The following is a 23,316-nucleotide window of genomic DNA, read 5'->3' on the forward strand; positions in this document are numbered from 1 at the left end:
CTTTCTGCAATTAGGCACAACTCGTCGCGATTCGAGATCGACTCGGCCCAAAGGCCAAGATTCTGATTCGACTCTATTAACGCCAAGGGGCTAGCCAGCGCGCCAAGACTTGTACGGGAAAGTCGGGGTCCGAATTTTGACAAACGCAACCGTGAGCGGTCTTCTCGACCGCGTGCGGGGTTGGTTTCCGGAGCGTGAGTTCTTCATGCGCTCGCAGGGCCAAGTCCGTTTCATCACGATTACTTCGCGCATGCAGATGATTGCTGCAGGCCTTGCGGTCGCCGTTGTCGGCGGCTGGGGCCTGTCAGTAGGCGTGATGGCGATCAGCCAGTACCAGGCGGTATCCGAACGGCTCTCGCTGCTCGAGCGCGAAGCCCGTGTTGCCACGTCCGAGAGCCGGGTGAAGGCTTATCAGGACGACGTGAACGAAGTGGCTTCCGACGTCGGCCGGCGCATGGACTTCATCGAGAAGGTCCTGCCGATGCTCCCCGACGATGTTGTCGCCGAGGATACCGTCAGCGACAGCACCGACGAAGCCGCCAAGACCGTCGAGAAAGTCAGCGCACTGATGCCCGAAGCGGCGTCGATCGCCCGCATCGAGGCGCGCCAGCTGGCCCTGGTCGAACGCCTGACCCGCTTTGCCGACCGCCGCGCCGCGCGCGCCGAAGCTGCCATCCGCGAACTCGGCCTCGATCCCCGCACCATGCTTACCGCCTCGCGCACCGCGCAGGGCGGTCCGCTGCAGAAGCTTTCGACCGAAAGCGATGGCTCGCTCGATCCGCGCTTCCAGCGCCTCGGCCTCAGCCTCGCGCGGATGGACGCGCTTGAGCAGGGCCTCACCGGTATCCCGCAGGTCATGCCTGCCGACATGAACATGATTTCCTCGGGCTTCGGCTATCGCAGCGACCCCTTCACCGGTGGCGCGGCCCTGCACGCCGGGCTCGATTTCCGCGGCCATATCGGCGCGCCGATCCATGCCGCGGCCAAGGGCCGGGTTTCGTTCGTGGGCATCAAGTCCGGTTACGGAAAAGTAATCGAAGTCAGCCACGGCAACGGTCTGATGACCCGTTACGCCCACATGTCGGCCTGGCGCGCCCGCGTCGGCCAGGAAGTTGAAGCCGGCGATGTGATCGGCGCTATCGGTAGTACGGGTCGTTCGACTGGGCCTCACCTGCATTTCGAGGTCCGCATCAATGGCCGCGCGGTCAATCCGCGTCCTTTCCTGGAGACTGCCCCACATGTTCTCGAAGAAGCCCGAACCGACACTCCCGAGCGCGGCACCACGAAAAGCGGTGCGGCCCGTGGCTAACGGCGGTTCGACTTTCTCAGTGATCGGCGCCGACGTGATCATCCGGGGTGATATCGAAGCCTCGGCCGACCTGCATGTCGACGGAACGATCGAGGGTGACCTTGGCTGCACCTCGCTGGTCCAGGGTGAATCGAGCCGCATCGAAGGCGCGATCCAGGCCGATGCCGCGCGCCTCTCTGGAACCGTGAAGGGCACCATCACTGTCCGCGACCTCGTGATCCTGCGCAGCGCGCGGATCGATGGCGACGTGCATTACGAGACTTTGACGATCGAACAGGGCGCCAACGTCAACGGCCGCTTCGCGCCGGACGCACTCAAGGCCGCCAAGGCATCCGCGGCTCCGGCATTGGAGCTTGGGGAAGAGAACGAACAGCGCCTGACGCTCGCGGGCTGAGCCCGATCAGGATCCCACAAGGAAAAGGCCGGTCCCTCGCGGGGCCGGCCTTTTTCTTTGGACACAGCGGTGAGAAATCAATCCGCGGGATTGGCTTCCGCTGCGCGCTTGGCCAGCAGCCAGGCTTCTGCTTCGGCTTCCTGCGCGGCCTCGACAGCGGCCTTAGCCGAAGCATCGCGCTCGGCCCGCAGTTCCGAGATCAGTTCGGCGCGTTCGTCACGGCTTTCAACGACCGCGGTCTCCGCCTCGTCGCCGTGCACAACCCCACGCTTGGCGGCCTTGGCCACCGCCGCATCGAGTTCACGCTGCGAACACAGGCCGAGGGTCACCGGGTCCTTCGCCTGGATGTTGGCGATGTTCCAGTGGCTCCGCTCGCGGATGGCGTTGATGGTGTTGCGCGTCGTGCCGATCAGCTTACCGATCTGGGCGTCCGAGATCTCCGGGTGGTTGCGGATGATCCAGGCAATGCCATCCGGCTTGTCCTGGCGCTTCGACACCGGCGTATAGCGCGGGCCCTTGGTGCGGCTGACGTCGACCGGGGCGCGCTGCATCTTGAGCTTGTAGTTCGGGTCCGCCTGGCCCTTTTCGATCTCTTGGTGATTGAGCTCACCCGAATGGACCGGATCGCGGCCAGTATACTTCGAGCTGGCAAGATCGTCCGCCATCGCCTGGACTTCGAGGATATGCAGGCCGCAGAATTCTGCGATCTGTTCGAAGCTCAGCGCAGTGTTGTCGACCAGCCAGGAGGCGGTCGCGTGCGGCATCAGGGGAGTGGGCTGGGCCACGAGTTTCTCTCCGGTAGAAAAAGAAGGGCCGCCCCTCACGGAGCGGCCGACACCGGGATCGTGTAGGGAATTTACCCACAAACGGCAAGCAAACTCGCCGGAGGTCAGGCGGCGCGCAGCTCGCGTTGGACTTGTGGCGGGCATTCGGGGGTCAGCGCGGCAAGGAATTGGTCCGTACTCGCCTCCCAGGTGAAGCTGCGACCGTGGGCCCGGCATCGTGCGCGATCAAGCTGCAAGGCGCCTGAAATCGCCTCTCCAAGCGATTCGGCCAGGCATCCGCTCTCGGCGGTGAGCACGTCGATTGGGCCGGGGACTGGATAAGCCGCAACTGGCGTTCCCGATGCCAAGGCCTCGATCATCACCAAGCCGAAAGTATCGGTGCGGCTCGGGAAGACGAACACGTCGGCTCCGGCATAACACGCCGCCAGTGCACGGCCGCTCTGGCGCCCGAGGAACATCACCTCGGGGAATTGCGCCTGCAGCCGCGCGAGCGCCGGTCCATCGCCAACCACCACCTTCGACCCGGCATGGCGAGCGGACAGGAACGCCTCGACGTTCTTCTCCACCGCGACCCGGCCGACATAGAGCTGGATTGGCCGCGGGAGTTGCAGGAACAGGTCGGGCGGAGGGATGTCTTGCCCGAATTGCTCGAGATCGACCCCACGGCCCCACGGGCGCAACCGAGTCAGCCCGTGCGCCTCGAGCTGTTCGCGCAGAGTCGGAGTGGCGGCCATAATGCCGCTCGACGGGGCGTGAAAGTGCCGGATGTAGGGCCAGAACACCCCCGCGGGCAGATGCGAGCGGCGTGCCAGGTATTCGGGAAACTGGGTGTGATAGGCGGTGGTGAAATGCCGCCCATGCGCCAGGCACCAACGCCGTGCCGCCCATCCGAGCGGACCTTCGGTGGAGATGTGAATCGCCTCCGGGCCGAAGGCGGCAAGCCGCTCCCCCACCGCCTGCGGACCGGCGAGGGCGAGGCGGATTTCAGGATAGCTCGGGCATGGCAAGGAGCGAAACTGGCACGGGGAGATCACTTCCACTTCGTGCCCGCGCTTGGTCAACTCTGCGGTAAGGGCATGCAAGGTCCGCACGACCCCGTTGACCTGCGGGTCCCAGGCGTCGGTGACGATGGCGATCCGCATCAAGCCGCTCGCGCCATGGCCTCGCCCGATACCGCCAGCGCGGCCAGCGCGTCGCGCCGGGCGATTTCCTCGGGCCAGTGGAGGATTTCCATCCGGCCGTCGAAGTGCTCGACCAGCGCGGTGCAGCCTTCGACCCAATCGCCGTCATTGTAGTATTCGATGCCGTCGAAATCGCGCATCTCGGCGGTGTGGATGTGGCCGCAGACCACGCCGTCGACCTTGCGCGCCGCGGCGGCCCGAGCGACCACTTCCTCGTAGCGATAGATGAATTCGACCGCGTTCTTGACCTTGTGCTTGGCCATCTTGCTGAGCGACCAGTACGGCATTCCAAGCTTCCTCCGGATCAGGTTGACCCAGTGGCTGAGGCCCATCAGCAATTCGTAGAGCGCATCACCCACTACGGCGAGCCAGCGGTGCGCCAGCATCACCCCATCGAATTCATCGCCGTGCAGCACCAGCAGGCGCCGCCCATCGGCGGTCTCGTGAACAGCAGCGCGCCGGATCTCGACCCCGCCAAAATCGAGGCCGGCAAACTGCCGGAACATCTCGTCGTGATTGCCCGGGATGTATACGATCCGCGTGCCGCGGCGGGCGCGCTTGAGGATCCGCCAGACGATGTCGTTATGCGCGGCGGGCCAGTAGAACTTCTTCTTCAGGCGCCAACCGTCGACGATGTCGCCGACGAGGTACATCGTCTCGCTGTCGGTTGAATCGAGGAAGTCGATCAGCAGCTCGGAATTGCAGCCCTTGGTCCCGAGGTGGACATCGCTGATCCAGATCGTCCGGAAGCGCTGCCGCCCCTCGGACGAACGCTCGGGCACGATCGGCTCGTGGTTGTCGAAATTCGGGAAGGCCGTGAGGACTCCGTTATTCCCGACAGACCCTTGGAAGTAGCTTTCCAACATCGGCCACAGACCCTTGATAGCCTCCAATGGCTAAGGGCCTATGGACGAGGAATGTTACGCGGGAATCGCAGTTCCGGGTCTGTTCCGCGACTTTGTGACGGTCCTGAGTCAGTCGAGCGTCACGTGCCCGGGCTGGGCCTCGACGCGCTTCAGCCAGTCCTCGACGGCAGGGTAGTCGGCCAACCGGTAGCCGCCCTCTTCGCAGGTGTGAGTGTAAGCGTAGAGACAGATGTCGGCGACGGAGAACCGCCCACCGACGAGAAAGTCGTGCTGCGCCAGGTGGTTATCCATCAGCCTGAGCGCATCGAGCCCTGCGGCGCGTTTGAGCGGAAGGGCAATGCGCTGGAATTCGGAGAAGTTGGCCTCGCCGATCCAACCGAACCAGAAACGCAAGGTCGCGACGTTGGGTTCGTGGTTGTACTGCTCCCAGAACAGCCAGCGCAGCGCGTCGGCCTGCTCGAACGGGTCCTCGGGGATCAGCGAGGTGCCGGTGGCGAGGTACCAGCAGGCGGCATTGCTCTCGGGAAGGAAGCGCTCCCCGACCTGCAACACCGGGATCCGGCCGTTGGCGTTGACCTGAGCGAGGAACTCGGGCGTGCGCGTTTCGCCCTGCATGATGTCGTACTCGCGTCGATCGAGCGAAACGCCGGCATGGGCGGCGGTCAGGCGGATCTTGTAGCAGTTACCCGACCGGGCGTACTCGTGCAGGACCAGCGGTTCCAAAGCTACCCCCCCCAGGGCGAGGGCATGTTGTAAGGCACGGTCACGAACGCAGCCTCGACCCCCGCGATCTTGCCGTCGACGATCTTGAACATCTCCAGCAACGCGAAGCTGTGGGGGAAGTGGAACACCGACTTCGTCTTGGTGACCCCGTCGGTCCAGGTCACGTCGACCACTTTGCCGCAGTGGTCGATGAACCCGGCGGCAACGACGATGCCCTTCTCCTCGTCGACCAGCGGGAAGCGGCGGCCGCGCAGGCGGTCGTCGTAGATGTACTGGCCCAGGCGGAACTGCTCGGCACAACCCATCGCGGCGATCGGGTAGTCTTCGATGTTCGGGTTGTTGGTGGTCTGGAGACCATTCTCGACCCGGTCGCAATCGTCGGTGAATTCGGTGAACAGCGTACCGTCATTGAGCTGCAGCGTGTCGAAATAGCCGTCGGCGATCGAGATCATCCGTACCCGTTCGCGCCGCTGGTCCTCGGGTACGTCCGCCAGCATCAAGGGCCGCGGCGAGACATAAGTCTCGATACTGGGGAAGGGTCCGAACTCCATCGAGCGGCAGACAATCGTCTCCACCTCGGCGATGCGACCGTCGACGATGCCGAGCCGCAAGCCCATGATCGCCGGATGCCCATGCTCCTCGACCAGGCCGAACCAGCTGACCTGGCCGGTCTGCGGATCGGCGGCCTTGAGATCGTAAGTTCGACGGCGCGCGCTGATGGTGTTCCACAGCCCGTCACCGATCTCGAGCTGGACGTTGTTCTCGGTAAACACGACCTGCTCGGCCCAAGCCAGCCGCGCGGGGTCCTGCGCCTCCAACGCGTCGAGATAGGCTTCGGCGTGAGCGTAGAGCGCCTCACGCGTCGTCGGTTCGGGCGGCCTCGAATTCATCACGCGTCTTCGTCTCCTGCTACCTCGAGCACGATCTTGCCGACATGCTCGCCCGCTTCCATCCGGGCATGAGCGGCCGCGGCTTCGATAAGCGGAAACACCGTGTCCATCGCCGGGCGGAGCCGGCCTTCCTCAACCAGCGGCCAGACTTCGCGCGCGATCTCGTCCGCGAGCAGGCCCTTGAACGCATCCGAGCGGCCGCGCAGGGTCGAGCCGGTCACGGTGTGCCGGCGGACCATCAGCTTGGCCATGTTGATGGTCGCCTCGGCCCCGCCAAGAACCGCGATCGTCACCAGCCGCCCGGCATCGGCGAGGCAGTCGAGGTTGCGCTGGGTGTAGCTTCCCGCGACCATATCGAGCACGAGGTCGACGCCCCGCCCGTCGGTAAGCGCCTTGACCTCGCTCACGAAATCCTGGGTCCGATAGTCAATCGCGTGGTCGGCGCCGAGGGCGCGAGCGGCCTCGCATTTAGCTTCAGTGCCGCAAGTCACGATCACCGTGAGATCGAACAGCTTGGCAAGCTTGATCGCCATCGAGCCGATGCCGCTGGTTCCGCCGTGGACCAGCAAGGTCTCCCCGGGAGTGGCCCAGCCACGCTCGAACACGTTGTGCCAAACGGTGAACAGCGTCTCCGGCAAGGCCGCCGCCTCGGCCAGGGTCAGGCCCTCCGGCACCGGCAAACAGTGCTCCGCCCTGGCGAGGCAGAATTCCGAATAACCTCCGCCAGTTACGAGCGCGCAGACTTTCGTCCGCAGCAGGTCTTCCGCCCCGTGCCCGGCTGCGATCACTGTGCCGGAAATCTCGAGCCCCGGTATGTCCGATGCACCCGGAGGTGGCGGATAGCGGCCCATGCGTTGGAGCACGTCGGGTCGGTTGACCCCGGCATAGGCGACCTCGATCAGGACCTGCCCAGGCCCGGGCTCCGGCACACCGCGCCGTTCAGGCACAAGCACTTCGGGACCGCCCGGAGCGGCGATCGTTACCGCGGTCATCGTATCAGTCTGCACCGCGGCCATTCGCTATGCCCCCTGTAGCCTTGTTGCCACGCTCCACAGCCGTAATGGTACCCCCCATTGACAGCAAGCGGGGCGCACTCGATTTTGTGCTCATGGAGGACGATCTCCCCCGGGTCCGCGGTGACTTCGCGAGCCGGCTGGCCGGCGAACTGCTCGATACCTATTCCCAGGACGAGCTGATGGAGCGCATCGCCTTGCTCGAGGCCGAGATCGAACGGGTCAAATCCCAGCATGCCAAGGCCGCAAGCCACAAGAAGTTGGCCGATGCCTTGTTCAAACCGCGAGAGCCAAGCTGATGGGCCCCCTTGTGGCCCGCACCCACTCGCAATTGCGCTTTTGGCGCACCATATCGTTCTTAACAGAAGACCAGCAGAGCCGTTTCGTGCGCGTTCAGCCGGCGATTTGCAAAATCTCAACTCTCGGATCGTATCCAACCAGTGTGGATTGACTAACTATGCCCAGTTTCGCCCAGACTCTCGAAAAGACCCTGCATACCGCGTTGCAGCACGCGACCGACCGGTCGCACGAGTATGCGACGCTAGAGCACTTGTTGCTCGCTCTCGTGGATGACCCCGACGCCGCCGAGGTGATGAACGCCTGCGGTGTCGACCTGGCCGAGCTTTCGACCGTGGTCCGCCAGTACCTCGACCAGGAATACCAGTCGCTCAAGACCGACGAGGAGGGCGACCCCCAGCCGACCGCCGGGTTCCAGCGCGTGATCCAGCGCGCCATCCTGCACGTCCAATCGAGCGGCAAGGACACCGTGACCGGCGCCAACGTGCTGGTCGCCCTGTTCTCCGAACGCGACAGCTACGCGGTCTACTTCCTGCAGCAGCAGGACATGAGCCGCCTCGACGCGGTCAGCTTCATCAGCCACGGCATCGGCAAAGGCGGCCGCCAGGTCGAAAGCCGGAATCCGCAGGGTTCGGACGAGCCCGAGGCGAAGAGCGAAGAGAAGCCGGACAAGAACAAGAAGGATTCCGCGCTCGACCAGTTCTGCATCAACCTCAACCAGAAGGCGCTGGACGGAAAGGTCGATCCGCTGATCGGCCGCGGACCCGAAGTGGACCGCACGATCCAGATCCTCTGCCGCCGGTCGAAGAACAACCCGCTCTATGTGGGTGATCCGGGCGTGGGCAAGACCGCGATCGCGGAAGGCCTGGCGCGCAAGATCGTCGAAGGCGACGTGCCCGAAGTCCTGCTGGGCGCAGTGATCTACTCGCTCGACATGGGCGCGCTGCTGGCCGGCACCCGCTATCGCGGCGACTTCGAAGAGCGGTTGAAGCAGGTCGTCTCGGAGCTGGAAAAGCTTCCCGAAGCGGTGCTGTTCATCGACGAGATCCACACCGTGATCGGCGCTGGCGCAACCAGCGGCGGCGCGATGGATGCCTCCAACCTGCTCAAGCCGGCCCTCTCGGGCGGGACGATCCGTTGCATCGGCTCGACCACCTACAAGGAGTTCCGCAACCACTTCGAGAAGGACCGCGCGCTGCTGCGGCGCTTCCAGAAGATCGACGTGAACGAACCGACTGTGGAGGATACCATCAAGATCCTCCGCGGCCTGCGCACCGCGTTCGAGGAGCACCACAAGGTCAAGTACACGCCTGACGCGATCAAGACCGCGGTCGAGCTCAGCGCGCGCTACATCAACGACCGTAAGCTGCCCGACAAGGCGATCGACGTGATCGACGAAGTCGGCGCGATGCAGATGCTGGTGCCGCCGAGCAAGCGGAAGAAGAAGATCACTTCGAAGGAAATCGAAGCGGTCATCGCGACCATGGCGCGCATCCCTCCCAAGTCGGTGAGTTCGGACGACAAGGCCGCGCTCGCCAGCCTCGAGAAGGACTTGAAGCGCGTCGTGTTCGGCCAGGACAAGGCGATCGAGGTGCTCTCGACCGCCATGAAGCTGAGCCGTGCGGGCCTGCGCGATCCAGACAAGCCGATCGGCAGCTTCTTGTTCTCGGGCCCGACCGGCGTCGGCAAGACCGAGGTCGCGCGCCAGCTCGCCTCGATCATGGGTATCGAGCTCAAGCGCTTCGACATGTCGGAGTACATGGAACGGCACTCGGTCAGCCGCCTGATCGGCGCGCCTCCGGGCTATGTCGGCTATGACCAGGGTGGCCTGCTGACCGATGCGATCGATCAGCATCCGCACTGCGTGCTGCTGCTCGACGAGATCGAGAAGGCCCACCCCGACCTGTTCAACATCCTGTTGCAGGTCATGGATCACGGACGCCTGACCGATCACCACGGCAAGACGGTCGACTTCCGCAACGTCGTGCTGATCATGACGACCAACGCCGGTGCGTCGGACGCGGCAAAGCAGGGGATCGGCTTCGGCGCCGGCACCAAGACGGATGCGAGCGAAGAGGCGGTGAAGCGTATGTTCACCCCCGAGTTCCGCAACCGCCTCGATGCGATCGTGCCGTTCGATTACCTCGGCACCGAGACCGTCAGCCGCGTGGTCGACAAGTTCATCCTCCAGCTGGAACTGCAGCTGGCGGAGCAGAACGTGCACATCCAGTTCGACTCTGACGCCCGTAACTGGCTCGCCAAGCGGGGCTACGACAAGCTTTACGGCGCCCGGCCGATGGCTCGCCTGATCCAGGACAAGATCAAGCAGCCGCTGGCCGAGGAACTGCTGTTCGGCAAGCTGGCCCACGGCGGCGAAGTCCACGTCAGCATCAAGGATGACGCACCGGCCTTTGAAGTGACCCCGGCGGCGCCCAAGGACAGCAAGCCGCGTCCGAAGGCGACCAAGGCCAGGAAGCCGCAGCCGGAAGAATAAGCGTTCGACTGATCCCCACTCCCAACCCTTCCCGCTTGCGGGGGTTGGGAGTGGGCCAGTTCCAGGCTGGAACCCATTGAGCGGTCCGCCTATTTCCTAAGACATGATCGCCGACTTCGCATGGATCCGGCCTGAGCCACACGGCATCCAAGTCGTCCCCGCCGATTGCTGGATCGATCCTTCGCAGGCGGTCGCCAACGCCCTGGTGACGCACGGCCACGCCGACCACGCGCGCGGCGGGCATGGGCGGACGGTCGCGACGCCAGAGACGCTGGCGATCATGGAGCTGCGCTACCAGACGCGTGAAGGCGCTCTGCCGGTCAACTACGGCGAAACGATCCGCCTGCCGGGCGAAGTCGACGTGACATACGTCCCCGCAGGACACGTGCTCGGCTCGGCCCAGATCGTCCTCGAACACGCCGGAGAACGCGTGGTCGTGACCGGCGACTACAAGCGGAGTTCCGACCCGACCTGTCCTCCCTTCGAAGTCGTGCCGTGCGATGTGTTCGTCACCGAGGCCACGTTCGGCCTCCCGGTGTTCAGTCATCCTCCGATAGAGACCGAGATCGCCAAGCTGCTCAAGGCTCGCGCCGATCATCCCGACCGCTGCGTGCTCGTCGGCGCCTACGCCCTTGGCAAAGCGCAGCGCGTGATCGCCGAACTCCGGCGGGCCGGGCATCATGACGTCATCTGGCTGCACGGCGCGATGGAGCGGATGTGCCGGCTCTACGAGGAGTGGGGCATCGATCTGGGCGCCCTGCGGCTGGTGACCGACGCGGGGAAGGACGAGTTGCGCGGCGCCATCGTGATCTGCCCGCCCTCGGCGCTCAACGATCGCTGGAGCCGCCGGTTGCCCGATCCGATCACTGCCATGGCGAGCGGCTGGATGCGCATCCGCCAGCGCGCCCGGCAGCGGAATGTCGAACTTCCACTGGTCATTTCCGACCACGCCGACTGGGGCGAACTTACGCGCACGATCGAGGACGTGAACCCGCACGAGAGCTGGATCACTCATGGCCGCGAAGAGGCGTTGCTGCGCTGGTGCCAGCTTCACCAACGCCGGGCCCGGGCTCTCGCTCTGGTGGGGTATGAGGACGAGGATGATTGAGCCGCCTCAAATCCTCCCCAGCACGGGGAAGGGGACCGCCGCCGAAGGCGGGGGTGGAGGGGCACTCTCGGCTGTCTCTTCCTCTCGCCGTCGGGATTGCTCTCGGGTGCCCCTCCACCATCCTGCGGATGGTCCCCGTGCCGGGGAGGATTGATGGAAAAGTTCGCCGCCCTCGTTGATGCGCTCGTCTACACCCGCAGCCGCAACGGCAAATTGCAGCTCATCGCCGAATACCTCCGCACCACTCCTGACCCCGATCGCGGCTGGGCCCTGGCAGCGCTGACCGAAGGCCTGAGCTTTCCGGCCGTGAAAGCCGGCACGATCCGCAACCTGATGATGGAACGGGTCGATCCGGTGCTGTTCGCGCTCAGCCGCGATTTCGTCGGCGATACGGCCGAGACCGTAAGCCTGCTCTGGCCGGCGACCGATCCTGACGGCAAGACGCCACCGACTGTGAGTGAAGCCGTTGATTTATTGACGAAAATGACCAGATCATCTGTGATGAGCGAGCTTCCGCACTTGCTCGACCGCCTCGAACCCGAAGGCCGCTACGCCTTGCTCAAGCTAGCCACTGGCGCGATGCGCGTCGGCATTTCGGCGCGCCTGGCCAAGACCGCCTTCGCTCAGGCCTTCGAGGTGGCGGTCGAGGACGTCGAGGAATACTGGCACGCCCTCACACCGCCCTACGCCGAGCTGTTCGCCTGGGCCGCCGAAGGCGCAGATCCGCCGGACACGTCGGACCGGCCGCTGTTCCGCCCGTTCATGCTGGCCCACCCGCTCGAAGACGCGACGCTCGACCTTGAGGACTACGTCGCCGAGTGGAAATGGGACGGCATCCGGGTGCAAGTGGTCCACGCGGGCGGTGAGACGCGGCTCTACTCACGCACCGGCGACGATGTGACCGGCAGCTTTCCCGAAATGGCCGATGCCCTCGCCATTCCCGCGGTGCTCGACGGCGAACTCCTCGTGCGTGGCGCGCATCAGGGTGGCGAAGCCGGCGGCGCTGCGAGCTTCAACGCGCTGCAGCAGCGGCTGGGGCGCAAGATCGTATCGAAGACCATGCTGGCGGAGTTTCCGGCCTTCGTGAGGCTCTACGACGTCCTGCTGCTCGAAGGCGAGGACTTGCGCGACTTCCCTTGGCACGAGCGCCGCCGACAACTCGAAGCGCTCATGCCGCGCCTCCCCGCAGGCCACTTCGACCTTTCTCCCGTCGTCGTTGCCGATCACTTCGAACACCTCGCCGAGATCCGCTCCGGCGCTCGCGACGAGGCGATCGAGGGACTCATGCTCAAGCGCCGCGATTCGCCTTATGTCGCGGGCCGCAAGACAGGCCTGTGGTACAAGTGGAAGCGCGACCCGCTGCTGGTCGACTGCGTGCTGATGTACGCCCAGCGCGGCAGCGGCAAGCGATCGAGCTTCTACTCCGACTACACCTTTGGCTGTTGGGACGGTGACCCGGATCAAGGCGCGGAACTGCTGCCGGTCGGGAAAGCCTACTTCGGGTTCACCGACGAAGAACTGCGGGAGCTCGATCGCTACGTCCGCAACCACACGGTCAATCGCTTCGGCCCGGTGCGGGAGACCGACAAGAGCCTGGTGTTCGAAGTCGCCTTCGACAGCGTCCACGAAAGCAAGCGCCACAAATCGGGCCTCGCGATGCGTTTCCCCCGCATCAGCCGCATCCGCTGGGACAAGCCAGCGCACGAGGCGGATCGGATCGAAGCGCTCAGGGCATTGGTACGGGATTGAATCGCCGTCGCTGCCGCGCAATCATGCGCCGATGCACCGCTACGACAGCTCGCGCCGATTGCTCGCCTATGGCATCGCCGGGCTCGCCGGCTTCGTCGACGCGACGGGGTTCCTCGCGGCCGATGGCTATTTCGTTTCCTTCATGTCGGGCAACACCACGCGGCTCGGTGTCGATATCGGCACCAGAGTCGGCTCGGCCGTTGTCCCGGCCCTGCTGATCGTCGGCTTCATCTGCGGCGTGACCCTGGGGGCGCTTGTGTCGGAGAACGCCAGCCGGGCACGCAAGTCGGCGGTCCTGGCGGTTTCAAGCGCCTTGATCGTCACCGCCGCGATCGGACACGCGTTGGGCAGCAAGCTGCTGTTCCTCGGCGGATCGGTGACGGCGATGGGCGCGATCAACAATATGTTCCGCAAGGATGGCGAGGTCGCCGTCGGCGTGACCTACATGACCGGCGCGCTGGTCCGCCTCGGTCAAGGACTGGCAGCCCGCCTGCAGCGCCGGCCGTTCGATGGAGCGGCCGCAAGCTTCGCCCTGTGGGGCAGCCTGGCCGTCGGCGCGATTGGAGGCGCCTTGGCTACCGAGACGATCCCGGTATGGGCGCCATGGATCCCGGTACTCGCCTCGCTGGCGCTGCTGGGCGCGGCGCTTCGGCTTGAACTTCGACCAGTCTAGGAAATCTGCACCAGCTTGTTGCGCGTAGTTGCGCCGCGCAACATGCGCAGTCGTGACGTCGCCACCCCGAGGGCATCGGCGAGCATTTCCAGCACCGCCTCGTTGGCCGCACCGTCCTGCGGCTTGGCCCGAACCTTCACCTGAAGGACGCCATCCCCGAGCTCGATGCCCTCGATGCGGGCGCCGGGCGTGACGCGCAAGGCCAGCCGCCCTTCGGCATCGGCCAGCGCGCGAATGGCCTCGGCAGGCGGGAAATCAGGCTTGGGTTTCGCCACGCAGCTCCGCCAGGTGCCGCTGCGCCAGCCGGCAATAGCGCTCGGTCTGGAAACGGATCTTCTCGACCTGAGCTTCGTCCTGAGTGCGCAGGAACTTGGCCGGGCGGCCGACCCAGATCTCGCGGGGAGGGATCGCCTTGCCGGGGCTCAGCAGCGCACCGGCGGCGAGCATTGCGCCCTCCCCGATCCGGCAATCGTCCATCGCCACCGCGCCCATGCCGACGAAAGCCCGGTCTTCCAAAGTCGCACCGTGGACCACCGCCATGTGACCGATCACGCAGTCCTCGCCGATGATCGTCGGGCAGCCGTCGGTATCGGGCCGCGGACCCTCGACATGGAAGACGCTGCCGTCCTGCACGTTGGAGCGAGCGCCGACTTCGATCCGGTGGATGTCGCCGCGCAGCACGCAGTTGTACCAGACGCTCGCCTCTGGCCCGATCGTCACGTCGCCGATGATCCGCGCACCGGGCGCGATGAAGGCGGTCTCGTGGATCTTCGGTTCCATGCCCTCGAACGAGAGGATCGTCGCCCAGGGGAAGCGTTCCGCCGGCGTCATGCGCCGCGCCATTCGTCGCGGGTGATCGAATAGACGATCGTGTCGCGTAGCTCGGGCTCGTAGCGATCGTCGGGAAAGTCGAGATCCTCGCGGCGGCGCATGCCGAGCCTGGTCATCAGGCCCCAACTCGCGTCGTTCTGGATCACCGTAAGCGCGACGATCTCCTCCGCCCCAAAGCGATCGAAGCCGACGTCGAGCGAGGCGGTGGCCGCCTCCTTGGCATAGCCCTGCCCCCACGCATCCTCGCGCATGCGCCAGCCGATTTCGAAACTGCCTGGGACCGGACAACCCGGAGCGTTGGCCCGCTTGAGCCCACAAAAGCCAAGCATCTCGCCCGACAGATGACCGCCGTCGGCCTTGCGTTCGACGACCCAGAAGCTGTGCCCATGTTGCGCGGCGCAACTCTCGACACGCGCGCGCTGCTCCAACTGCTTTTCCTCGTCCATCGAGCCGAGCCAGCGCATGACCGCCGGCGTATTGGTCAACCGGAAGAACTCGGGCCAGTCTTCATCGCGCCAGTCCCTGAGGACCAGCCGATCGGTCTCGAGCCGAAACTCAGTCATCGCGAACTACAAGCTCCTTAGAAGGCCCTCTTCCAATCGAGATAGGGCAGGATCGAGGCATAGTCATCGGTCCACGGTGCAGGCGCTGGAGCGCCAAGCGGCCGCCATTTGTTCGGCATTCCCTCCAGCCCGGCGATTGTCGCCGGGTCGCGAGACAGAGCCACCCACCACGAACTCGCCACGGGCCAGCTGCCCGCCTTGTGGTTGTCGATCCGCTTCATCGCCGTCAGGTTGTTCTCGCGAGCCAAGGCCGCCAGGACCGGCTCGAGCTTCACGAACCTGTTGGTGATGTGCATCAGCAGAAGGCCATTTGGAGCAAGCGCGTCGAGATAGATCTTCTGCGCCTCGTTGGTCATGAGGTGCAGCGGAATCGCGTCGGAGGAAAAGGCATCGACGACCAGGATGTCGAAGCTGTTTTTCGGCACTTCTTGCAGTTTCAGGCGCGCGTCCCCCAAGACGACTTCGGCATCAGGGGTGCAGTGCTGCAGGTAAGTGAACGAGCCGTTCTTCGAAAAGGCGAGGACTTCGGGATCGATCTCGAAATAAGTCCAGGTCTGTCCAGGACGGCGATAGCAGGCGAGCGTTCCGACCCCGAGGCCGACGACGCCGATCCTGGCGTCCGTTCCGAACAGCCTCTCCGCCGAGAGCATGGCGAGCCCGGCACCCGAAGTCTGGCCGTAGTAGGTCGTGGGCTCGAACGCGCGCTTGGGATCTTGCCGTTGGGCGCCATGGTTGGTCGTCCCATGAACAAGTAGGCGAAATCCTCCGCCCGTGTCCTTGACGGTATAGATGCCGAAATAGCTGCGGCTTCGGTTCCCGCTAAGCGACGCAGATAGCTGCGAGATCCCGCCCAGAAGCGCGAGAACCGCAACACAGGCCAAGACATATGACCATCGACGAGCGGCCAGGAGCGTACCGCCCGCGACCGTCAGCACTGCGAAGAACAAGGTCGCCAGCGTCCAGGGGTCGGAGATCACCTCACCGCGAAAACGGAAGGCTGCGACAAGCACGACGGCCAGCAGGGCAAGGATCGCGAGGCGAAACGCGTCGGAGGACTGGAACGAGCGCTGAAGCAACCGCGACCAGCCGCCGAGCGGCACCAGCATGGCTGCGGCAATGATCAGCAGCGGATGCTCCCACGTCCAGTCGAACACCAGCGGCGCAATCAAGGCCGTGAACAAGCCACCCAGCGCGCCGCCAGCGGACATGAAGAGATAGAACCGGGTCAAGCGAGCCGGCGCCGGCCGCGTCTCGTAGAGCCGCGTATGCAAGGCGACCGATACGACGAACAGCAGCAGGATGCTCGCCGCCGCAGCCCAGAGATTTGCGAGGCTCGACATGAACAACGCGAACCCGCCGGCCGTCACCAACACAAACGGCGCGACAGCCACGATCATGTTCGCGGGGCGGCGCCAGGCGGCAAAGGCAACGGAGAACGACAGGAGGTAAAGCCCGAGCGGAATCACCCACAGCAGCGGCATCGCGAAGATATCCGTCGTCAGATAGGTGGTGGTCGAGAGCATCAGCCCTGAAGGAACCGCGGACAGCGCTATCCAGAGGAACGGACGGTCGGGACCGGTCTCGACATCGTTCGCCTGATTGGCTGCGTCGGTGGCAGTCGCCTTTGCTCCACGCCGCGAAAGCGCCGCAGCGGCAACCAGAAGGATGAGCAGGGCATAGCCGATGGACCAGACACGGCTTTGTACACCGAGGCTCAACAAAGGCTCGGCAAGAAGCGGATAAGCAAGGAGCCCGGCGAAACTGCCTAGGTTCGAAGCGGCGTAGAGCGGATAGGGATCGCCTGCCGCCGGGCTCGCGACGAACCATCGCTGCATCAGCGGGGCCTGGGCCGAGACGACGAAGAACAACGGCCCGATCGTCAGCAGGAACAGCCACGGCACCCACAGCGCCTCGCGTCCTGGCGCAGGAGCAGCGATATTGGGCAAAGTGATCGGAAGCGTGATCGCGGCGAGCAGCAGCAGCGCGATGTGGATGGTTGCCTGGCGACCTATCGGAAGTCGGGACAAGGCGTGAGCGTAAGCATAACCGCCGAGCAACAAGGCCTGATAGACCAGCATGGCGCTGTTCCAGACGTTGGGAGCGCCGCCGAGCCGTGGCAGCGCCATGCGCGCAACCATTGGTTGGACCAGGAACAGCAGAAAGCTGCCCGTCAGGATCGTTACGACGAAAAGCCAGCGCCGCCCGGCCAAGACTTCAGCCATTGAGCAACCTGGCAGCAAGCGGCGCGTGATAAGTCAGCACCCCGGCGCACCCGGCGCGCTTGAAGGCCATCAAGGTCTCCAGCACCAGCGCATCCCGTTCGCCCGCGCCCGCCGCAACGGCGGCCTCGATCATCGCGTATTCGCCGCTCACCTGATAGGCGAACACCGGCACTTCGAACCGCTCGCGCACTCGGCGGACGATGTCGAGATAAGGCAAGCCGGGCTTGACCATCACGCTGTCAGCGCCCTCGGCCAAGTCGAGCGCGACTTCGCGCAGCGCCTCGTCGCCATTGGCCGGATCCATCTGGTAAGTCTTCTTGTCGCCCTTGAGCAGCCCGCGCGAGCCGACCGCGTCGCGGAACGGACCGTAGAACGCGCTGGCATACTTGGCGGCGTAGCTCATGATCTGGACGTTGTGATGCCCGCCGAGTTCGAGCGCCATGCGGATCGCCCGGATGCGACCGTCCATCATGTCCGACGGGGCTATGATATCGGCGCCAGCTTCGGCCTGGTTGACCGCTTGGTCGACCAGCACCGCGACCGTATCGTCGTTGAGCACGTAGCCGGCCCCGTCAATCAAACCGTCCTGCCCGTGACTGGTATAAGGATCGAGCGCGACGTCGGTCAGCACGCCGATGTCCGAACCGCAGGCATCGCGGATAGCCTTAATGGCGCGGCACATCAGATTGTCGGGGTTGAACGCCTCGGCCCCGTCGTCGCTGCGCAGGTTCGCCGGTGTGTTCGGGAACAGCGCGATGCAGGGAATGCCGAGGGAGACGGCTTCCTTGGCCCGCGCCGCGATCCCGTCGAGCGACCAGCGCGACACACCCGGCAGCGTGGCGATCGGCTCTTCCACGCCCTGACCTTCGGTCACGAACAGCGGCCAGATGAGGTCTGACGGGGTGAGCACCGTTTCGCGATGGAGCGCGCGGCTCCAGGCGGCAGAGCGGAGGCGGCGGAGGCGCGTGGCGGGATAGGATCCGGTCATCGCAGGCGTCACTGCCGGAAAACCGGCTGCGGAGCAATCAGGCGACTTTCTTGCTGTCGAGCCGGTCGATTTCCCGCACCGGCTCTTCTTCTGCCGAGACGTCGGGCGTCAGGGTTGTGAGAGCCGCCCCCGGCGTGACTTTCTGCAGCTCGGCCAGACGGGCGCGGAAGCTCGCCAGTTCCTTGCCTGAAAGTTGGGCGCGCGTGACGAAGCTGACGCTCGATGGGTTCACCGTCTGCCCGTTGCGGTACATTTCGTAATGCAGGTGCGGCCCGGTCGAGAGGCCAGTGGAGCCGACATAGCCGATCACCTGGCCACGGCGAACGCGCGTGCCGCTCGAAACCGCAATGCGGCTCATGTGGGCGTATCCCGTAGCCAGGCCACCGCCGTGCGAGATCTTCACATAGTTGCCATGCCCGCCATGCCGGCCGGCGAATTGCACGGTGCCGTCGGTCACCGCGTAGATCGGCGTGCCGTAGCTCGCCCGGAAGTCGATCCCGGCGTGCATCCGGCGATATCCGAGGATCGGATGGCGGCGCATGCCGTAGCCCGACGTCATGCCGCCAGGTACCGGTGCGACCAGCCCCTGCTTGGACTCGCCCACGCCCGAGGCTTCGTAAAAGCGTCCGTCGTTGCCCCAGCGGAGCAGCTGCTTGCGCGGCTTTCCGTTGCGCCACAGGCCAGCGTAAAGCAGCTGCCCGGCCTCGACTTCGCCCGTCGCCGCGCGCTTGTAGTCGACGACCAGGTCAAACTCGTCGCCGGCGGAAATGGCGCTGTCGAAGTCGACTTCGGCGCCCAGGGTGCGGAGGTATTGCTGCACGGCATTGGCCGGCGCCCCGGCGGCGCGAGCTGAGCGGTAGAGGCTCGGACCAACAACGCCGCGAATGCGCAGCGGCGTGGCATCGACCTTGATCGGCCGGGGATCGAGAGCCAGCCGCCCGCCAACGCGCTCGACCGCGAGCTGCAGGTCGAACCGTGCACGGAAGGTCAGCGTTTCCAGAGGACGAGCCGCCCCGGGAGCCGGACGGCGGCCGAGCGTGATGTCGAGCTTGGTGCCGGGCTTGATGTCCGCCAGCGGAATGGCCCCGGCGACCATGGCCGCGATCTGGCTCGCCTCGGCACCGCCAACGCCGGAGCGTTCGAGCATGCGGCCGAAGCTGTCGCCGCTCGCGAGCGTTGCTTCGAGGTCGAGACGCGGACGCTCGGGAGCGTTTCTCAGCGGAACCACGATATTGGTCGCCGCCATATGCCGACCGCTGTCGGCGCCAAGCGCCAGCGGCATGATCATCTGGCTGCGGAATTCGTCGCGCACCGTGTTGTCGATCCGCATGACCGGCGCGGCCTCAACCGGTGCGAACCCAGGCCATCCGGCGAGCGCGAGGACCGAGAGGCCCAGCAAAGTCCCGGCACCGCGGAACCAGCGGCGCGAGCCAATGTCCTGCGCCAGGTCGGGTACGAGGTCGAGCGAAGCGAACTGCGTCGAGGCCTGCGCGCGCCACGCGGTGTAACGCTCGCCCAATCCACGCAGTCGGTTGCGGCGGAGTTTGGCCACGGCAGGGGGATTCTGAGCAAGGGTCAGAGCAGGTGCGAACTCGGTAGACGGGGAATCCTCCACGCCTCCGGCTTCGACAGCCTCGGTCCCACGGTCCTTGAACAAACGCCCCTCCTTGTGTGGTCGCGTTTCCCGATAATCCCGTGGGGAAAGTGCGACCCGACCCGGCGGTATCTCTGTCAAAAGCCTGTGCCGGGATAAAGTTAATTTGCTCTAAACCCCGACCAGCCGAGTCCGCTTTGCGGCGGGGCGAATCCCGGGGCACAGCGACAAGCGCTGCCTTGCGCATGACGCATACCGGCCCCACACTGGCTACATTGTGAGTAAGACCCGTTCCGACAGCCGGTTGCGCGCCGTCCTGGGCCCGACCAATACCGGCAAGACCCACCTCGCCATCGAACGGCTTTGCGGCCACTCGAGCGGTGCTATCGGCTTCCCGCTGCGGCTGCTGGCGCGCGAGGTCTATGACAAGGTTCGCGCGATCAAGGGCGATCGTCAGGTCGCCTTGATCACCGGCGAAGAGCGGATCGAACCGCCCGGGGCGCGCTATTTCCTCTGCACCGCCGAAGCGATGCCCCGCACCGCCGGAGAGCTTGCCTTCGTCGCGGTGGACGAAGTGCAACTCGCCGCGGATCGCGAGCGCGGACATATCTTCACCGACCGCCTGCTCCACGCCCGCGGGCGAGAGGAGACCATGTTGCTCGGCTCTTCCACCGTCGAGCCGATGGTGCGCGCGCTTCTTCCCGAGATCGAAGTCGAAACTCGCCCGCGGTTTTCCACTCTCAAACATGCGGGATCGTGCAAGCTTTCGCGCCTGCCGCCCCGTTCGGCCGTCGTCGCCTTCTCGGTCGAGCAAGTCTACGCCGTCGCCGAAATGCTGCGCCGCTTCCGCGGCGGGTCCGCCGTCGTCATGGGCGCACTGAGTCCGGAGACGCGCAATCGCCAGGTCGAATTGTTCCAGTCGGGCGAGGTCGACTACATCGTCGCCACCGACGCGATCGGCATGGGCCTGAACCTTGACGTCAGTCATGTCGCTTTCGCTTCGCTCAGCAAGTTCGACGGAGTGCGCCAACGGCGTCTCACTCCAGCGGAAATGGCGCAAATCGCCGGGCGCGCCGGGCGTCACCAACAGGACGGTACTTTCGGCACGCTCAGCGGCAGCCGCAACGGCGGCACGCTGGAGTTCACCGATGACGAGATCTACGCCATCGAGCAGCATCGCTTTGCCCCGCTGACGCACTTGTTCTGGCGCGAGGCAGAACCGCGCTTCGATTCCCTCGCTACACTGATCGCCGATCTCGAATCCAAGCCGGATGTTCCCGAGCTCGCCGCTGCGCCGGAGGCGATCGACCTCGCCGTGCTCCGCCGCCTGGTCGACGACCTGGCCATCGCCGACGGCGTCAAGACGCCGGGCCTGGTGCGCCGCTTCTGGGAGACCTGCCAGCTGCCCGACTTCCGACAGCAAGGTCCGGATCTCCACGCCCGCTTCGTAGCCCGCCTGTGGGAAGACTTGCGTGGCGGGCAAATCGGAGCGGATTTCGTGGCCGCGCGCATCGCCGAGCTTGACCGACCTGAAGGCGACATCGACACGCTGCAGGGACGCATCGCCGCCATTCGAAGCTGGGCTTACATTTGCCAGCGGCCCGACTGGGTTCTAGCGCGCGATGAGATGGCTGCTCGCGCCCGGGCAGCCGAAGCGCGTCTGTCCGACGCGTTGCACCAACGGCTGACCGAGCGGTTCGTCAATCGCCGCACAGCCATATTGATGAAGACCGTGGGGAAGGATGCTGGAATGCTGCGAGTGACGCTTGATGAGGCCGGACGCGTCATGGTCGAGGACCAGCCCATCGGTCACCTCGAAGGGTTCCGCTTCGTGGTCGACGCTGGCGCAAGCCACGAGGACCGCAAGCTCATGCTCGCAGCGGCCGAGCGGCATTTGCCGCAGCTGCTGGCCTTGAAGGCGCAGGCCCTGGTGCACGACGAACTCGGCGAGCTGACCATCGAACAAGGCCAGGTCCTGCGCGAAGGCCGCGCGGTGGCGCAGCTTGAACGCGGCAAATCCGCCAGCCGTCCGCGACTGGTTCTGGTGCGCGAACTGGCCGTGCTCGACCACGCGCAGAAAGCGCGGCTGGCCGAAGCGCTTGAGCTTTGGCTGGAAAGTTCTCTGGCTCCGCTCGCACCATTGCGAGCGATCGAAGAGGGCGCACTCTCCCCGGAGGCGGGCAGCGAGGTGCGGGCCTTGCTCCTGACTTTGGCCAGCGGTGGCGGCTCGATCGGTCGCGAGACGGCCGGGTTGGCGCAAGTGCCGAAGGACAAACGCCCCCTCCTGCGAAGGCTTGGCGTCACCATCGGTTCGCTCGATGTGTTCGTTCCCGCGTTGCTCAAACCGGCCCCCAGGCATTTACTCAACGCGATCGGTGTGGACCGGCGCCCCCTTCGTGAGCGGATGGAGCCAGTCATCGCGCACAAGGGGCCTCTTCCGGCAGGTTACCGTCGGGCAGGGAACCAGGCGATCCGCGTCGATATGGCGGAAAAGCTGTTTCGCGCCGCGCACGACCAACGCGCGAAGTCATCCGGGCGTGGGTTTTTGGTCGACGTTGCGCTGGCAACTTCGATGGGCCTCTCCCCGGACAACTTCCGCCTGCTGATGCGCGACGCCGGGTTCCGTCCTGGCGATTCCCGCACTCTCGCCGAAGGCACTTTCGGACCGCCGGCGCCGGTGCGCTGGAGCTGGCGCCCGCCGCGCAAGGATCGACCGACCCCGCAGTCTGCCCCCCGGCCAGTGGCCCAGAGCAGTGCCTTTGCCGCGTTGGCAGACCTCGTCCGCTAGCTCCGGATGCGGATCGACCGCCTCCTGTTCTTCCTGCGTTTCGCCCGCAGCCGTGCGGTTGCCCAACGTTGGATCGCCGAAGGCCACATCCGCCACAATGGCCAGCGCGTGGTGCGGCAGGACCTGGCGGTTCAGCCCGGCGACGTGCTCACTCTGCCGCTTGCGAAAGCGGTGCTCGTCATCGAAATGCTGCACCTCCCCACTCGCCGCGGACCGGCGGAGGAAGCCCGCGAATGCTATCGCCCGCTTGACGGTGGGCGGCCAATGGACCTAGGCGGCGGCGACGCGCGGAACGACTACGGTGCGCGGCAAGAAGAAGGGAACGATAAGCAATGACCTATGTCGTCACCGATGCATGCATCAAGTGCAAGTACACGGACTGCGTCGAGGTCTGCCCAGTCGACTGCTTCTACGAAGGCGAGACCATGCTGGTCATCAATCCTTCGGAATGCATCGACTGCGGCGTTTGCGAGCCCGAATGCCCCGCAGAAGCCATTTTGCCCGATACCGAGGGCGGCCTTGAACAGTGGCTCGAGCTGAATTCGAAGTTCTCCGCCGAGTGGCCCAACATCACCGAGCGCAAGGATCCGCCGGCCGACGCCGACGAGCACAAGGGCGAAGAGGGGAAGTTCGAGAAGTTCTTCACCCCCGAACCTGGCGAGGGCGACTAATAGCCCCGGCGGGGTCGCCATCGAGCTAATCGCGCCAGATTATTCGCCTCTTCACCCACGCCTGTGGGTGGGGTGGCAATTTTCGTGCGAATCTGCTATATAATAGGCGAACTGCCCCCAATTCGGGTCGGGCGGCAGGCTATAAAGGAAGGCAGGCCCCTCCAGCAGCGTCGAGAA

General features: G+C 65.2%; 22 protein-coding genes. 10 read left to right on the forward strand and 12 right to left on the reverse strand.

All coding sequences use genetic code 11. The features are described 5' to 3' along the window. The first annotated feature begins 172 nt into the window (after positions 1–172). Both ASD76_RS13365 and ASD76_RS13370 read left to right on the forward strand, forming a co-directional pair. Positions 173–1,309, forward strand: a complete 1,137-nt coding sequence (locus ASD76_RS13365) for a peptidoglycan DD-metalloendopeptidase family protein (protein ID WP_235506730.1) — start codon at positions 173–175, stop codon at positions 1,307–1,309. Continuing rightward, positions 1,302–1,703, forward strand: a complete 402-nt coding sequence (locus ASD76_RS13370; protein ID WP_055923815.1) for a bactofilin family protein — start codon at positions 1,302–1,304, stop codon at positions 1,701–1,703. Before ASD76_RS13365 ends, ASD76_RS13370 begins: the two co-directional genes overlap by 8 nt. 77 nt (positions 1,704–1,780) lie before the next feature. On the opposite strand, the gene ASD76_RS13375 is transcribed toward ASD76_RS13370, so the two are convergent. From ASD76_RS13375 to ASD76_RS13400, 6 genes are all read right to left on the reverse strand, one after another. Continuing rightward, positions 1,781–2,488: a DUF1013 domain-containing protein gene (locus ASD76_RS13375; protein ID WP_055923818.1), complete on the reverse strand. Its 708-nt coding sequence runs from the start codon at positions 2,486–2,488 to the stop codon at positions 1,781–1,783. Between the two features lie 104 nt (positions 2,489–2,592). Beyond that, entirely contained in the window at positions 2,593–3,630 is a 1,038-nt protein-coding gene (locus ASD76_RS13380) for a glycosyltransferase family 4 protein (RefSeq protein WP_055923822.1), read from the reverse strand. Next, the gene (locus ASD76_RS13385) at positions 3,630–4,535 is read right to left on the reverse strand and encodes a UDP-2,3-diacylglucosamine diphosphatase (protein ID WP_055924308.1); all 906 of its coding nucleotides are present in this window, start codon (positions 4,533–4,535) and stop codon (positions 3,630–3,632) included. The genes ASD76_RS13380 and ASD76_RS13385 overlap by 1 nt, the downstream gene beginning before the upstream one ends. 108 nt (positions 4,536–4,643) lie before the next feature. Beyond that, positions 4,644–5,258: a glutathione S-transferase family protein gene (locus ASD76_RS13390; RefSeq protein WP_055923825.1), complete on the reverse strand. Its 615-nt coding sequence runs from the start codon at positions 5,256–5,258 to the stop codon at positions 4,644–4,646. A 2-nt stretch (positions 5,259–5,260) separates the two neighbouring features. Next, positions 5,261–6,148, reverse strand: coding sequence for a hypothetical protein (locus ASD76_RS13395; protein WP_055923828.1), 888 nt, complete (start codon positions 6,146–6,148; stop codon positions 5,261–5,263). After that, positions 6,148–7,164: an NAD(P)H-quinone oxidoreductase gene (locus ASD76_RS13400; RefSeq protein ID WP_055923831.1), complete on the reverse strand. Its 1,017-nt coding sequence runs from the start codon at positions 7,162–7,164 to the stop codon at positions 6,148–6,150. Before ASD76_RS13400 ends, ASD76_RS13395 begins: the two co-directional genes overlap by 1 nt. A gap of 92 nt (positions 7,165–7,256) precedes the next feature. On the opposite strand from ASD76_RS13400, the gene ASD76_RS13405 reads away from it, so the two are divergent. The 5 genes from ASD76_RS13405 (at position 7,257) to ASD76_RS13425 (ending at position 13,482) form a co-directional block, all read left to right on the forward strand. Next, positions 7,257–7,460 (forward strand): DUF1192 domain-containing protein, encoded by a 204-nt coding sequence (locus tag ASD76_RS13405; protein ID WP_055923834.1) that lies wholly within the window; start codon positions 7,257–7,259, stop codon positions 7,458–7,460. A 158-nt stretch (positions 7,461–7,618) separates the two neighbouring features. Continuing rightward, positions 7,619–9,952, forward strand: coding sequence for an ATP-dependent Clp protease ATP-binding subunit ClpA (gene clpA / locus ASD76_RS13410; protein WP_055923837.1), 2,334 nt, complete (start codon positions 7,619–7,621; stop codon positions 9,950–9,952). A gap of 103 nt (positions 9,953–10,055) precedes the next feature. Further along, positions 10,056–11,060, forward strand: coding sequence for a ligase-associated DNA damage response exonuclease (locus ASD76_RS13415; protein ID WP_055923839.1), 1,005 nt, complete (start codon positions 10,056–10,058; stop codon positions 11,058–11,060). Between the two features lie 153 nt (positions 11,061–11,213). Continuing rightward, positions 11,214–12,809, forward strand: a complete 1,596-nt coding sequence (locus tag ASD76_RS13420; protein ID WP_055923842.1) for a cisplatin damage response ATP-dependent DNA ligase — start codon at positions 11,214–11,216, stop codon at positions 12,807–12,809. A 31-nt stretch (positions 12,810–12,840) separates the two neighbouring features. Beyond that, positions 12,841–13,482 carry a YoaK family protein gene (locus tag ASD76_RS13425; RefSeq protein ID WP_055923845.1) on the forward strand — a complete coding sequence of 214 codons (642 nt, stop codon included), beginning with the start codon at positions 12,841–12,843 and terminating at the stop codon, positions 13,480–13,482. On the opposite strand, the gene ASD76_RS13430 is transcribed toward ASD76_RS13425, so the two are convergent. From ASD76_RS13430 to ASD76_RS13455, 6 genes are read right to left on the reverse strand one after another with little or no spacing between them, the layout of a single operon-like run. After that, positions 13,479–13,757: a DUF167 domain-containing protein gene (locus tag ASD76_RS13430; RefSeq protein ID WP_055923848.1), complete on the reverse strand. Its 279-nt coding sequence runs from the start codon at positions 13,755–13,757 to the stop codon at positions 13,479–13,481. The two genes, ASD76_RS13425 and ASD76_RS13430, sit on opposite strands and share 4 nt — an antisense overlap. Beyond that, on the reverse strand, positions 13,738–14,313 hold the full coding sequence (locus ASD76_RS13435) for a gamma carbonic anhydrase family protein (protein WP_055924311.1): 576 nt from the start codon (positions 14,311–14,313) through the stop codon (positions 13,738–13,740). The genes ASD76_RS13430 and ASD76_RS13435 overlap by 20 nt, the downstream gene beginning before the upstream one ends. Next, a complete protein-coding gene (locus ASD76_RS13440) occupies positions 14,310–14,876 on the reverse strand; it encodes a GNAT family N-acetyltransferase (protein ID WP_055923851.1) in 567 nt (188 codons plus the stop codon). The genes ASD76_RS13435 and ASD76_RS13440 overlap by 4 nt, the downstream gene beginning before the upstream one ends. 17 nt (positions 14,877–14,893) lie before the next feature. Further along, entirely contained in the window at positions 14,894–17,098 is a 2,205-nt protein-coding gene (locus tag ASD76_RS18480; RefSeq protein ID WP_055923854.1) for a fused MFS/spermidine synthase, read from the reverse strand. Continuing rightward, on the reverse strand, positions 17,091–18,086 hold the full coding sequence (gene hemB, locus ASD76_RS13450) for a porphobilinogen synthase (protein WP_055923857.1): 996 nt from the start codon (positions 18,084–18,086) through the stop codon (positions 17,091–17,093). Before hemB ends, ASD76_RS18480 begins: the two co-directional genes overlap by 8 nt. Positions 18,087–18,123: 37 nt before the next feature. Next, positions 18,124–19,638, reverse strand: coding sequence for a M23 family metallopeptidase (locus tag ASD76_RS13455; protein ID WP_055923860.1), 1,515 nt, complete (start codon positions 19,636–19,638; stop codon positions 18,124–18,126). 319 nt (positions 19,639–19,957) lie between these two features. Between ASD76_RS13455 and ASD76_RS13460 the strand changes: the two genes are divergently transcribed. Genes ASD76_RS13460 through fdxA form a run of 3 tightly spaced genes read left to right on the forward strand, consistent with a single transcriptional unit; the run spans position 19,958 to position 23,139 of the window. Next, positions 19,958–22,468, forward strand: a complete 2,511-nt coding sequence (locus ASD76_RS13460) for a helicase-related protein (RefSeq protein WP_235506732.1) — start codon at positions 19,958–19,960, stop codon at positions 22,466–22,468. Between the two features lie 6 nt (positions 22,469–22,474). Next, positions 22,475–22,804: a S4 domain-containing protein gene (locus tag ASD76_RS13465; protein ID WP_082553838.1), complete on the forward strand. Its 330-nt coding sequence runs from the start codon at positions 22,475–22,477 to the stop codon at positions 22,802–22,804. Further along, entirely contained in the window at positions 22,801–23,139 is a 339-nt protein-coding gene (gene fdxA / locus ASD76_RS13470; RefSeq protein ID WP_055923867.1) for a ferredoxin FdxA, read from the forward strand. Before ASD76_RS13465 ends, fdxA begins: the two co-directional genes overlap by 4 nt. Positions 23,140–23,316: the final 177 nt, after the last annotated feature.

Origin of the sequence: Altererythrobacter sp. Root672 (assembly GCF_001427865.1) — a bacterium.
Taxonomy (GTDB): Bacteria; Pseudomonadota; Alphaproteobacteria; order Sphingomonadales; family Sphingomonadaceae; genus Croceibacterium_A.